At 43.4% G+C, this 13,442-nt stretch carries 12 protein-coding genes and 1 pseudogene; 11 read left to right on the top strand and 2 right to left on the bottom strand.

Going from position 1 to position 13,442, the window contains the following annotated elements:
- The first annotated feature begins 3 nt into the window (after positions 1–3).
- The 4 genes and pseudogenes from BN8908_RS06365 to BN8908_RS06350 all read left to right on the top strand — a co-directional run bounded on the left by BN8908_RS06365 (position 4) and on the right by BN8908_RS06350 (position 4,558).
- A complete protein-coding gene (locus tag BN8908_RS06365; protein ID WP_021988988.1) occupies positions 4–1,833 on the top strand; it encodes a BatD family protein in 1,830 nt (609 codons plus the stop codon).
- A 121-nt stretch (positions 1,834–1,954) separates the two neighbouring features.
- Positions 1,955–2,707, top strand: coding sequence for a tetratricopeptide repeat protein (locus BN8908_RS06360; RefSeq protein ID WP_068689747.1), 753 nt, complete (start codon positions 1,955–1,957; stop codon positions 2,705–2,707).
- Between the two features lie 127 nt (positions 2,708–2,834).
- Positions 2,835–3,920, top strand: a pseudogene (locus BN8908_RS06355) (DNA polymerase III subunit gamma/tau); the annotation flags it as partial.
- Positions 3,921–4,174: 254 nt separating this feature from the next.
- Positions 4,175–4,558, top strand: coding sequence for a hypothetical protein (locus BN8908_RS06350; protein ID WP_021988985.1), 384 nt, complete (start codon positions 4,175–4,177; stop codon positions 4,556–4,558).
- A 39-nt stretch (positions 4,559–4,597) separates the two neighbouring features.
- Here the strand turns inward: BN8908_RS06350 and BN8908_RS06345 are convergent, their stop codons facing one another.
- Positions 4,598–5,353, bottom strand: coding sequence for an SDR family NAD(P)-dependent oxidoreductase (locus BN8908_RS06345; protein ID WP_068689745.1), 756 nt, complete (start codon positions 5,351–5,353; stop codon positions 4,598–4,600).
- A gap of 158 nt (positions 5,354–5,511) precedes the next feature.
- Between BN8908_RS06345 and porT the strand changes: the two genes are divergently transcribed.
- From porT to BN8908_RS06310, 7 genes are all read left to right on the top strand, one after another.
- Positions 5,512–6,252 (top strand): type IX secretion/gliding motility protein PorT/SprT, encoded by a 741-nt coding sequence (gene porT, locus BN8908_RS06340; RefSeq protein WP_068689742.1) that lies wholly within the window; start codon positions 5,512–5,514, stop codon positions 6,250–6,252.
- Between the two features lie 49 nt (positions 6,253–6,301).
- A complete protein-coding gene (locus tag BN8908_RS06335) occupies positions 6,302–7,858 on the top strand; it encodes an NAD(P)/FAD-dependent oxidoreductase (protein ID WP_068689740.1) in 1,557 nt (518 codons plus the stop codon).
- Between the two features lie 117 nt (positions 7,859–7,975).
- Positions 7,976–8,245 (top strand): HU family DNA-binding protein, encoded by a 270-nt coding sequence (locus BN8908_RS06330; protein ID WP_068692148.1) that lies wholly within the window; start codon positions 7,976–7,978, stop codon positions 8,243–8,245.
- A 68-nt stretch (positions 8,246–8,313) separates the two neighbouring features.
- Complete coding sequence (locus BN8908_RS06325; protein WP_021988980.1) at positions 8,314–8,874, top strand: NUDIX hydrolase; 561 nt, start codon at positions 8,314–8,316, stop codon at positions 8,872–8,874.
- Positions 8,875–8,884: 10 nt separating this feature from the next.
- A complete protein-coding gene (locus tag BN8908_RS06320) occupies positions 8,885–9,571 on the top strand; it encodes a TrmH family RNA methyltransferase (RefSeq protein WP_068689738.1) in 687 nt (228 codons plus the stop codon).
- 76 nt (positions 9,572–9,647) lie between these two features.
- A complete protein-coding gene (locus tag BN8908_RS06315; protein WP_068689736.1) occupies positions 9,648–10,448 on the top strand; it encodes a hypothetical protein in 801 nt (266 codons plus the stop codon).
- Entirely contained in the window at positions 10,435–12,336 is a 1,902-nt protein-coding gene (locus BN8908_RS06310; protein ID WP_068689734.1) for a dipeptidyl-peptidase 3 family protein, read from the top strand. Before BN8908_RS06315 ends, BN8908_RS06310 begins: the two co-directional genes overlap by 14 nt.
- A gap of 34 nt (positions 12,337–12,370) precedes the next feature.
- Here BN8908_RS06310 and BN8908_RS06305 read toward each other — a convergent pair whose 3' ends face one another.
- Positions 12,371–13,438, bottom strand: coding sequence for a DUF4097 family beta strand repeat-containing protein (locus BN8908_RS06305; RefSeq protein ID WP_021988976.1), 1,068 nt, complete (start codon positions 13,436–13,438; stop codon positions 12,371–12,373).
- Positions 13,439–13,442: the final 4 nt, after the last annotated feature.

Raw genomic sequence — 13,442 nt, 5'->3', positions numbered from 1 at the left:
CAAATGAAAGTATTAGGGTTTATATTATTGTTTTTCAGTTGTTTGAACGTGTTTGGGCAAGGGGTTGAGTTTGAAGCTTCAGCACCTTCCGTCGTTGAAATCGGGGAACAATTCCGGTTATCCTATTCGGTTAACCGAAAAGGAACAAGTCTGCAGGTGCCGGCATTGGAAGGGTTTGACCGGTTGATGGGGCCGAGTATGGGTTCCTCTTCCTCCTTTACAAGTATAAACGGAAAGGTAACGCAGAATGTCGCTTATACCTATACTTACGTTTTAGAAGCGACAAAAGAAGGTACTTATCAGATTCCTGGAGCAACGATAACCATAGACGGCAAACAATACCGTTCCAATACATTGTCTATTCAGGTGATCAAAGGGAGTGGGAACAAGGCTGCCCAGAATGAGCAGCAGAACAAAAACCGGGCGGCACAACCTGATGCAACGGCTGCAATTAATGAAGATAACTTATTTGTGAAGGTGGATGTCAGTCGGCGGAATATCTATATCGGGGAGAGTGTGGTGGCAACGATAAAAGTATATTCGAAGGTGGATCTGGTGCGTTTCGGGCGCAGTAAATTTCCTTCTTTTGATGGCTTTTTGGCGGAGGAAATACCGACACCCCAACAGATTGAGTTGGTGCGGGAGAATTATGACGGAAAAATATACAATGTAGGGATCATCCGCAAGGTTTTGTTGTTTCCGCAACATACGGGAGAATTGACGATAGAGCCTTTTGAGTTGGAATGTATTGTCCGTCAACAATTGGCGAATTCCCGCAGTTTTTTTGACGATTTTTTCGGAAATTACCGGGATGTACGGGCTATGCGATTGAGTAAGCCGGTAAAGATACATGTAAAAGAATTGCCGGTGGAAAACCGGCCTCTCGGCTTCAGTGGCACTGTCGGGAATATTTCCATGCGTACTTCCGTTTCGACGGATACGTTAAAGGCTAATGATGCGATTACTTATAAGATCGTATTTCAGGGAACCGGAAATTTGAAGTTGCTGGAAGCCCCGAAGATGAATTTCCCGCCTGATTTTGAAAGTTATGAGCCGAAAGTAAACAAAGATATCAATACCGGAGAAAACGGAATGACGGGTACCGTTACTTTTGAGTATCTGCTGATACCCCGTTATGCCGGTGATTATACGATTCCTGCTCCCAGTTTTTCTTTTTTTGATCCGAATACCTATCGTTACCGGACAATATTGGGGAATGAGTATAAAATACACGTGTTGAAGGGAAATGAAAACAGCCGGGAAAGCGGTATCAGTGCGGTACAATCCTTTAAGAAGGAGGATGTCCGTCAGCTTGGTAAAGATATTCGCTATATTCGTACGGGAGATTTGAAATTACATCCCGTAGGCAGTCGCTTTTTCGGGACGACTTCTTATTGGTTGGCCCTTATCATACCGTTCGTATTGTTTGTTATCGGAGCAATTCTTAACCGGAGAAGAATTAAAGCCAATGCTGATTTGGTGAGGGTGAAGAATAAAGCAGCCAACAAGATGGCTAAAAAACGGATGAAAGCGGCAGACCGGGCAATGAAAGTTCATAATACGGAGTTATTTTACGACGAAGTATTGAAAGCCATGTGGGGATATGTCAGCTATAAACTGAATATCGATAAGGCCGAATTGAACCGGGATAATATCAATGAGATTTTGCAACGGAAATCTGTCGATAACGTTCTGATACAAGAGTTTATAAGTGTTCTCGATACCTGTGAGTTTGCCCGTTATGCCCCTGCCGGTAATCCCGACCAGGAAATGGATAAAGTGTATACGGATGGAATTACGGTTATTACGAAATTGGATAAGGCCATAAAGTAATTTACGGATGAAATCAGATCGGTCTGTTATAAAAATTGACGATCTGATCCGGAGATGGTTCTTTATGTTTATAGGAATTACGAAAATGATAAATGAGTCGGGTGACTTAAGATAAAAGACCATGAGAAAAATAGTATTGTTGTTATCGTTCGTTGTGTTATCGTTATGTAGCTTTGCTGCCGGTGAGAGCCTGAACCAGCAGGCAGAGGACGAATATAAGGCCGGGAAATACCTGGAGGCAGCCGATACTTACAAGAAGATATTGGCTGACGGACAGGAATCTTTTGCGTTGTATTATAATCTCGGCAATTGTTATTATAAGTTGGGCGAGAATACGCAAGCCATATTGAATTATGAGCGGGCCTTGTTATTAGACCCGGCTAATAAGGATGCTCAATATAATCTGAAAATGGCTCAAAATCAAGTGGTAGACAAGATTGAGGTGTTGCCGGAGATTTTTTTTATCAGGTGGTATAAGGGTTTGATTTCCTGGTTTTCTGCCGATCAATGGGCGTATATTTCAGTCGTATTGTTTGTGTTGTTTTTGGGAATGGTCGCCCTGTTTTTCTATTCTTCTTCGGTATGGATGAAAAAAACCGGTTTTACGTTGGGATTCGTACTGTTATTTTTTACGGTAATGACGATTGTTTTCAGTGTGAAGCAAAATAACCGGATTGTGGAGCGGGATAACGCTATCGTAGTAACGCCGAGTGTGACCGTAAAGGGAGCTCCTGATGCAAGCGGAACGAGTTTATTTGTCATTCATGAAGGTTTGAAGGTAAAAGTGATTGAATCTCTGGGAGATTGGGTAAATATCCGTTTGGAGGACGGAAATGAGGGGTGGGTCGCAAAAAGCGATGTGGAAAAAATATAATAGTCGGAAGACTTTGATTGTCAGAGCGTCATTGATTTTTAATATTTAAAAAGCACCAGAGGCTTGCTAAACCTGTCAAAGCTTATTAACTTTACGGCAGAATCTTTGTTGCTTTCAGTAGTGATTTATGGATAATTTTATAGTTTCAGCAAGAAAATACCGGCCTGCCAGTTTCGATACGGTGGTTGGTCAGCTTTCAATTACCTCTACGCTGCGGAATGCCATTATGAACCACCAATTGGCTCAGGCATATCTGTTTTGCGGTCCCCGGGGAGTTGGGAAAACGACATGTGCCCGTATTTTTGCCAAAACTATAAATTGCATGAATCTGCAGCCGAATGCGGAGCCTTGTAACGAATGTGAGTCGTGTAAAGCTTTCAATTCGGGGAGATCGTTGAATATTCATGAACTGGATGCGGCTTCCAACAATAGTGTTGACGATATCCGGGGACTGGTGGAGCAGGTACGTATTTTACCCCAGATCGGGAAATACAGTGTTTATATTATCGATGAAGTGCATATGTTGAGTACTTCGGCATTCAATGCATTTTTGAAAACTTTGGAGGAGCCGCCTGCCCATGCCATTTTCATTCTGGCAACTACGGAAAAACATAAGATATTACCGACTATTTTGTCTCGTTGTCAGATTTATGATTTTAACCGGATGAAAGTCGGAGATACGGTCGGGCATTTGAAATATATTGCTTCTAAAGAAGGAGTAAAGGCAGAGGATGAGGCGTTGGATATTATTGCTCAGAAGGCTGATGGAGCTATGCGGGATGCTCTTTCTATTTTCGATCAGGTTGTTAGTTTTTGTGGAAATGAGCTGACTTATGAAAAGGTTATTGCCAACCTGAACGTTCTTGATTACGATTATTATTTCAAGTTGACGGATTTGTTTTATGCCGGGAAGGTGTCCGAAGCGCTGTTGCTTTTTAATGAAATTCTGGAGAAAGGTTTTGATGCCGGCCATCTGGTGAGTGGGCTGGGTAAGCATTTCAGGGATGTATTGGTGGCTAAAGATCAGATTACGGTTCAATTGTTGGAAGTCAGTGCAAGTATCCGTGAGCGCTATATCAGGCAGGCTGCCGAATGTGACGTGGATTTCCTATACGAGGCCCTGAAGGTTGTGGAGCAATGTGAGATGCAATATAAGGTGAGGATGGAAAAGCGGCTTTGCGTAGAAGTGGCTTTTATCCGTTTGTGTCAGATCAATGAATTAAAAAAAAAAATCTGAAAGCCTCTGAATCAGGGGTACTTTTAAAAATTGATGGATTTACCGGTAAATTCGGGGAATCTGCTGCAGCCGCATCTGTTCCCGTTACGAATATCCCTCCTGTTACAACTTCAGTTCGCCGGGAAGAAGAAAAGATAAAGCCCCCGGCTTCATTTAAATTAAAGAAAGCTTTCGCCGAGACAGCCCAAAGCTATGACGTTTCGAAACCGAAGTCTGTCGGGGAACAGATCGTGCAGGTCGAAGCGCGGGAGGCTTTCGGCAGTGAAAAGGTCGTTGCGGCTTTGGATGCTTATATCCGGTCGCATGCACTTGAAACGACAGTAGCTATTGCTTTGAAAACACATACACCTTTGGTACAGGGAGAAGATGTTGTGTTGGAAGTCGACAATAAGTTGCAATACGAGAAGGTTGAGGCTATTAAAAGCAGTATTCAGAATGCGTTGATGAAACATCTGAATAACGGGCATTTGTCGCTGGAATTACGCTTTTTTGACGATACGAAAGGTAAGGAAGAACGCCGGCTGATTACTTCTCAGGATAAACTGGAATATTTTATAAAGGAAAATCCGGTTGTTGCCGAAATGAAAAGGATGTTCGGTCTGGAGTTCGAATAATCGTTCTTTTGCTGTTTTACAGCAAAAGAACGATCGGATTTATTTCCGGCATACGTCACGGGAATTTGCTTGTGCTGTCGGCATAATGACGATATCATTGAGGCAAACGTGCGCAGGACGTGTGATTGCGAAAATGATCGTATCTGCAATATCTTCGTTTGTGAGCGGTGTCATGCCTTTATATACGTTCTTGGCTGCTTCCGTGTCTCCTTTGTATCTGACAATTGAAAATTCCGTTTCAACCATTCCCGGGGCTATATTCGTCACTTTAATATTGTGTTTGAGCATATCTGTACGCATGGCTTTGGAAAGAGCATCTACGGCATGTTTGGTGGCACAATATACATTACCTCCGGGATACACTTCCTTGCCGGCAATTGAGGCAATGTTTACGATGTGTCCGTTATTGTTCCGGATCATCAGAGGTGCGATTTCCCGGGTGATATAAAGAAGTCCTTTTACGTTTGTGTCAATCATTCTTTCCCAGTCATCGATGATACCTTCCTGTATAGGACTGGTACCTACGGCTAATCCTGCATTGTTGACCAGAACGGCTATGTTTTGCCATTTCTCTTCCAGGTCTGTAACGGCTTTCTTTACTTCTTCTGCCTTCCGGATGTCGAAGCACAAGGGTAAAACTTCCCGCCCTTGCCGGCGGATTTCGGTGGCCAGTTCGTTTAAAAGTTCCTGACGACGACCGGTAATGATGAGATCATAACCGATTTCTGCTGCCCGTAAAGCTGTTGCCCTGCCGATACCGGAGGTCGCTCCTGTAATTAGTGCTATTTTTTTCATTTTGGGTGTTTTTCTGTTATACGGTTACGAAGTTATAGGTTTTACGTCATTTTGGGATGTTAAAATTCAAAATTATAAGAGAAAAAATGGTCATTCGCTTAAAATTGTATATTTTCGCTGATGTTATCAGGTGCTTTTAGTTCCGGAATATATACAGAATGGTAAAACGACTCGGATTTATATTGCTTTTAATGATGTTGGTATCTGCTGCCAATGCTCAGAAAATATTACGGAATACAAGTATCCTGAATTATCAGCGCGGTGACCGTACCTGGTTGCACTTCGGTTTTACCCTGGGGGTAAACTATATGGATTACCGGGTATTTATGTCCGGAGCCAATGCATATCGTGCTGAAACCGGGAAGATGGATGTCGGTTTTTTAGTCGGTATTATCTCCGAGTTGCGGATTACCGATGATCTGGGATTCCGCTTTTTACCGGGTTTGGAATTCGGAACACGCCGCATGATTTATACGAATGTGCCTGAAGAACTGGATGAATACGGAGAGAAAGATGGTAAAGTTGCTGCCTACAACGAGTCGGTATATATTACACTGCCTTTTATGTTGAAATATAAGGCTGTGAGATTGAATAATTTCCGTCCTTATCTGACTGCGGGTACCAGTTTGAAATATGATTTTCAGAAACATGACCGGCTGGATCTGGATAAGGGCGTATATTTCAGGACCAAACCTATAGACGTATTTCTGGAAGCCGGATTGGGATGCGATTTTTATTTACCTTATTTTAAATTGGGTGTCGAATTACGTTTTTCTTTGGGATTAACCAATACATTGGTCCGGGAATACGATTCGAAAAATCCGGGATACGAAGGCTATACTGCTGCATTGAAAAAGCTACAGGCCCGTATGTTTACTCTTTGCTTTAATTTCGAGTAGAAAGATTTAGGGAGAAAATGACTTTCGGAATAAGTTATCCGTATATTATATGTATAAAGAAATTGAGATCAGAATTCGTCCGGAGGAACTTGCGGATACGACGGCTATAGACCGTCAGGTTGCTGTCAGGTTAGGAATAGGGACAGAACGGATCAAACATATTGATATTATCCGTCGGGCGGTGGATGCCCGTCAACGGCAGGTGATGATGAATCTGTTGATCGGAGTGCACATTGACTGGATCGAGGAACGGGAGACTGTTTTTCGGCCGGCTTACCGCGATGTCTCAAAGGCTCCCGTTGCCGTGGTTATCGGTGCCGGACCTGCCGGGCTGTTTGCCGCATTGCGACTTATCGAAGGGGGAATTCGGCCGTTGGTGTTGGAGAGAGGAAAATCGGTGGACGGGAGGAAAAAAGATTTGGCGCATCTGTATAAGACGGGAGAGGTCAATCCGGATTCTAATTTCGGATTCGGAGAGGGAGGTGCCGGTACGTTTTCTGACGGAAAATTATATACCCGTTCTAAGAAACGGGGAGATGTGCGAAGAGCTTTGGAAATTTTGGTATATCACGGTGCAGACGAAAATATTCTGATAGATGCCCATCCTCATATCGGTACGGATAAATTACCTGCTGTCATTGTCAATATTCGCAAGACTATTGAAAGATTCGGCGGAGAGGTCAGATTCAATAGCCGGGTTACCGATTTTATGATCCGGGAGAAGCGGATAGAGGGGGTCGTTGCCGGCGGAGAGGAAATTTATGCTAAGGGAGTTGTATTGGCAACCGGACATTCTGCCCGGGATGTTTATCGTTTACTGCACAGGCATCGGGTGTATATGGAACCAAAGGATTTTGCCGTCGGATTGCGTCTGGAGCATCAGCAGAACCTGATCGATTGTATCCAATATCATACGAAAGACGGAAGGGGGAAGTGGTTGCCTGCTGCAGAATATAATTTTGTAACGAATATACAGGGGCGTGGCGTTTATTCTTTCTGTATGTGTCCGGGCGGGGTGGTGGTGCCTGCAGCCACGGGGCCCGGACAACAGGTTGTGAACGGTATGTCGGCTTCAGGGCGTAATACGCCTTGGGCTAACTCGGCAATTGTTACCTCAGTAGGGGAGACGGAGCTTGCACAGATGCAGTACCGGGGACTTTTTGCCGGAATGGAGTTTCAGGAGCAACTGGAAAAAACGGCCTGGGAACAGGGAGGGCGTAACCTGTATGCTCCTGCCCAATTGTTGACGGATTTTCTGTCGGGTAATTACAGCCAAACGATTCCCCGGGTATCTTATAAGCCGGGTGTGACGTCTTCGTTGTTGCATGAATGGTTTCCTGCGCTTTTAACGGAGCGTCTGCGGACCGGCCTTATTTTTTTCGGACAGAAGGCGAAGGGATATGTGACGGATCAGGCTGTTTTGCTGGGGGTCGAAACCCGGACGTCGGCTCCTTTAAAAATTCTCCGGGAAAAAGAGACATTCAGGCACGTTGAAATTGAAGGTTTGTATCCTTGCGGAGAGGGGGCCGGTTATGCCGGAGGCATTGTTTCTGCTGCGATGGACGGGGAGAAATGCGCCGAAAGTCTTTTGACGACATATTTTTAGTAAAAAGTAAAAAAAAAGTCGTTTTTTTTTTTGAAAACTTTGACATCCTCAATAAAATACATACATTTGTCTGTAGAGAAAAAGGTTATAAAAATTCTAACCCTAAAAATTAATAGTATGAATAAAGCACAATTAATCGATGCTATTGCTGAAAAAGCAGGTTTAACAAAAGCAGATTCAAAAAAAGCTTTAGAAGCTTTCGTAGAAACAGTTGGTGATGCACTGAAAAGTGGTGATAAAGTAGCTTTGATCGGATTCGGATCATTCTCTGTATCAGAAAGAAGCGCTAGAAGTGGTAGAAATCCACAAACTGGTAAAGCAATCACTATTCCTGCTAAGAAAGTGGTTAAGTTTAAAGCTGGTGCTGAATTGGCCGAAAAATGCTAATACCTGCAACTAAACAATAAAAAAAGGGGTGTCAACGAAAACACCCCTTTTTTTATATTGAAAAGAAGATGAAAAAGAAAGAAATATTACCCTGGAATGTACTTGGTTCCGAATATCTTTTTCGGGAACCTTGGCTTACTGTTCGTAAGGATCGGGTTAAGTTGCCCAATGGCAGCATTATTCCTTCCTACTATGTATTGGAATATCCGGCATGGATTTGTGTTATCGGTGTCACCAAAGAGGGTAAAATGTTGATGGAGCGCCAGTATCGTCATGCTTTGGGAAAAGTTTCGTATGAGTTGTGTGCAGGAGTTGCAGAGGATTCTGACGAGACTTATCTGGAAGCGGCTAAACGGGAGCTTTGGGAAGAAACCGGTTATGGCCGGGGAAATTGGTCGCATTTTATGACCATGTCTGCTAATCCGGGAACGCATACCAATTTGTCGTATTGTTTTCTGGCCACGGATATTGAAAAGATTTCAGAGCCACATCAGGAAATGACAGAAGATATTGCGATCGAATTACTGGATGTTCAGGAAGTAAAAGAAATGCTTCAAAAAGGTGAGATTGTGCAATCCATGCATGCCGCTCCTTTGTGGAAATATTTTTGCGAAATGAAAGAAGTGTAAGTTTGAGATCATGAGAACCGAAAGAGAACAACTGGAGTACCTCAAAAATTTTGTAACGGACGAAAGAAACCATTTATTTGATCGTTTGCTTCAGGAAAGGACAGATTATGTCACAGTTGTGCTGGAAGATTTATACCAGTCCCATAATCAAAGCGCTGTGATGCGGACAGCCGATTGTATGGGGCTTCAACATATACATATAATCGAGAACCGGAATTGTTATGATGTCAGTTCGACGGTTTCTCAAGGGGCCCGTGAATGGCTGACTCTTCATCGGTATAGAGGGGAACAAAACAATACACCGGCAGCAATCCGGCAGCTCCGTGAAGCCGGTTACCGGATTATTGCAACAACTCCCCACACCCAGGATGTATTGATCGATGATCTGGATTTGCAGAAGGGGAAAATGGCTTTTTTCTTCGGAACGGAATTGACGGGTTTGTCGGAAACCGTAATAAATGAGGCCGATGAATTTGTAAAAGTCCCGATGTATGGCTTTACAGAGAGTTTGAATGTAAGTGTATGTGCTGCTTTAATCATGTACAGTGTTGTTCAGCGTTTGAAAACGAGCGCCATAAACTGGCATCTGGATGAAGCCGAACAGGTGAGAGTGGCTTTGCAATGGTATAAGCATTCGATAAAATCTTCGAAGCAGATATTGGAGAGGTTTGAGGAAAAAGAGGAAATCGGATTGTAGATTTTAAATTGAATCGGGGAACGAGCGTTTATGTTGAAACCGCATTGTAAATCGAAAGTCGTAAATTAGTACCGGGATGATGTTGAAGAACAATATGTTTAGTCGTGTTGGAAAATTATTGGTTGCCGGATTGCTGGTTGTATACGGGAATGCCGGATATGCACAGAGTAACGTTCAGCGCCGGGCCGATACGTTGATGACCGAATTGGTAAAGGCAGAGACCGATAGCTTGAAAATCAGCTATGCAGATGAATTGGGACGGTTATTGACAGTACTGAAACCGGCGGATTATGATTTGCTCCGGCCGGTTAAATACCTGAATTATAAGAAAAGTCCGTTGACCGGGGCTGAAATGTTTTCCTGGCAGGTACAATTGACGGAAGGGGCGGCTTTTTATCATGTTTTTAAGTTCGGAGGTATCCGGAAAGATGTGGTGTGGCGTTATTTGCCCGGAGAACAGACGGAGATTCCGGATTATTTGTTTTATGATTGGCTGGCCTTTAAAACGGGTAAAAAATATAGCTATATACTTTTCGGATGGAGTGAAACGGCTAAAACAAACCGTAAAGGATTGTGGGTGGTGGATTTTGCAGCGAACGGCAAGGTAAATTTCAACCGTCGGTTGTTGCGGAAGGGTAATCGCCGGACCGCTTTCCTTGTTTTCGAATACGGAAAGGAAGTAAATATGATGTTGAAACACGACCGCAAAGGAAAACGTATTATTTTCGATCACTTGTCTCCGGCAGAGTCCCGGTATGCGGATTATTTCATGTTTTACGGTCCGGACGGAGAGGTGAATGCTCTCGAATTGAGAAAGGGAGAATGGTGGTTTACCGATAAAGTAAAAATAAAAAATACCGGAAATGAACTTCGATAATTACATAGCAGAAGAGTTTGATGATATCCGCATACTCCGCTATCGGGTGGATGTATTTGAGACCTTGCCTTTACAGGAAAAGTTGTTTGTCTATTATCTTAGCCGGGCGGCTTTGGCCGGGCGGGATATTCTATGGGATCAGAACAACAGATATAATCTTCGGATACGTAAAGTATTGGAGCGTATTATATGCAAGTATGAGGGGGATCGTTCGGTTGCTGAATTTCAGGCATTTTTGCTTTATGCCAAGAAAGTATTTTTTGCCAACGGTATTCATCATCATTATTCCATGGATAAATTTATTCCGGCATTTCCGGAATCCTATTTCCGCCTGTTGCTGGAGCAGACCGGACAGGGAGCTGTGTTCGAGGAACTGAGAAGCGTTGTGTTCGATCCGGGATATATGGCAAAGCGGGTAGCGTCTGACGGTAGCCGGGATTTGATAGTCAATTCAGCTAATAATTATTATGAAAACGTCACCCAGCAGGAAGTGGAGGATTTCTATAATAACCGGAAAGAACCGGAAACAAGGCATCCTTTGAATTCTACTTTAGTTAAGGTGGAGGGGGAAGTAAAAGAGCAGGTATGGAAAGCAGATGGAAAATACGGTAGGGAAATCCGTCGGATTATGGGATATCTGGAGCAGGCTTTGCCTTATGCTGCCAATGAAGAACAAAAGCAGGTGATCGGCTTATTGTTGGAGTTTTACCGTACCGGCGATCTAAAGGTTTTCGATAAGTATTCGATAGCTTGGGTTAAAGAAGGAAAAGCAAATGTTGATTTTATAAACGGATTTATAGAGGTATACGGAGATCCTTTGGCTTATAAAGCCAGTTGGGAGTCTGTGGTAGAGATTGTCGATGCGCAGGCTTGCAGCCGGACCCGGAAATTGGCTGAAAATGCCCTTTGGTTTGAAAAACACGCTCCTACGGATGACCGGTTTAAAAAAACTGAAATATCCGGTATTACGGCCCGGGTGATGCAGGTTGCCATGCTGGGAGGCGACTGTCATCCGGCAACGCCTATCGGTATTAATTTGCCGAATGCCGAATGGATACGGGAGACATACGGAAGTAAGTCGGTTACGCTGGATAATATCACTTATGCTTATCACCGGGCTTCAATAGGGAGTGGGGTAACGGATGAATTTGCATTTTCGGAGGAAGAGAAAAAGCTGGCAGAGAAATACGGTTATGAAGCCGGTAATATCCATACGGATTTGCATGAATGTTTGGGACATGGCTCCGGCAAGATGTTGACCGGCGTAACGACGGATGCTTTGAAAAATTATTATTCTACCTTGGAGGAAGCGAGAGCCGATTTATTCGCTTTGTATTATATTATGGATCCCAAACTGGTTGAGTTGGGAATTGTTTCTTCTCCGGAAGTAGCTCGTTGTGAGTATAACAGTTATATCCGTAATGGACTGTTGACACAACTGACCCGGATAAAACCCGGAAACAGCCTTGAAGAATCGCATATGCGTAACCGGCAATTGATAGCTGCCTGGGTATATGAGCAAGGGAAGGAAAGAAATGTCATTGAACGGGTTGTGCAGGAGAATAAAACTTATTTCGTCATACGTGATTATGAAGCTTTACGTATTTTATTCGGAAGGTTACTGGCAGAAGTGCAACGTATTAAATCGGAAGGCGATTATACGAAGGCCAGGGATTTAGTGGAAAATTACGGTGTAAGAATCGATATGGAGCTGCATCGGGAAGTGCTGGACCGTTATGAAAAATTACATATTCCTCCTTATGCGGGTTTTATTAATCCGGAGTATACGCTTGTTGAAGAAGGAGGGAAGGTGACGGATGTAAAGATCGGGTATCCGGGAGATTTTTTGGAGCAAATGCTGGCCTATGGCCGTGAAATAACCGGTTAATGCCTTTTTAAAAGCATTAACCGGTCTTCGGTGGTTATTTACTGAGTACAATATCGGAATAGGTTGTTGCAATTTTTATCGTGGCAGTCGGAGTTCCGGTATTACCGAACGAAGCAATGCCTTTGATTTGTTTCGTATAACGGTCGCTGCTGTCGTCGAGGGTTACATCTGAGAATTTCAGGCCGTTTGTACGGATATTTCCATAATGACTGGATAGATCGGCTTTAAATATGATGTTATTTGTCAGGTTGATCCGGACCGGAGTATAAGTGGCATCAATCGTTATGGCTTTGAAATTTTCGGATAAACCGTCTATTTTCACTTTACAGTATCTCAAACTGAGGGCTTCGAGTCTGTCGGATAATTGGTTGATGGTGATATTGCTATAGGCTGTATTGATAAAAAGGGTTCCGATATTCCCGATTTTGTAGTTGTCGTATTTGGAGTCGGCTCTCAATGTACCGATTTCCGTCGACGAAAGATTAGAATACGCACAATTTAAATTCCAGTCGTCGATTTTGTCTATCCGGACATTGCCGTATTTTATGTCGAGTGTCAGTTTCCCGGTTTCACCCAGTTCCAGGTTTCCGTATTTGAGAATAATGGAGTTGTCTTTCCCCGATAGGCGGCTGGCGTAAATATTACCGTATTTGACATCAGCTTTGAAGGTCTGTGTCGTTTCATCCAGCCGGATGTTTCCGTATTTGTTGATCAGGTTCAGGTAGACGGAAGCAGGTACATTGACCGTATAATTTACCGTTGTTCCACAGTTGTTACAATTGAAATTCCGTTGTTGTTCGAAATTGGTTTGAGCGGAAACTCTTCTTCCGGTCTGGTTGAAATCGATAGATACCCGGTCAGCCATTTGTTGGGCTATTTTCTCCTTGTCTCCTTTACCGATGATCTCGATGGAAAAATCGATGACCTCTTTATTCCATGCGTTGATGACAATATTTCCGTATTTGTTATTTATGTCCAGTTCACTACCGGCAGAAACATTGAATTGTTTGGTAATCACTCGTTTTATTTCATGAGTGTTGGCGGAAGCGTGGCTTGCTGAGAACAACAGGCAGAGCACGAATAATAAGAATGTGTTTTTCATAGTT

Origin of the sequence: Culturomica massiliensis, from assembly GCF_900091655.1 — a bacterium.
Taxonomy (GTDB): Bacteria; Bacteroidota; Bacteroidia; order Bacteroidales; family Marinifilaceae; genus Culturomica; species Culturomica massiliensis.
Note: the sequence above shows the minus strand (reverse complement) of the source record. Positions and strands in the feature narration are given on the sequence as shown.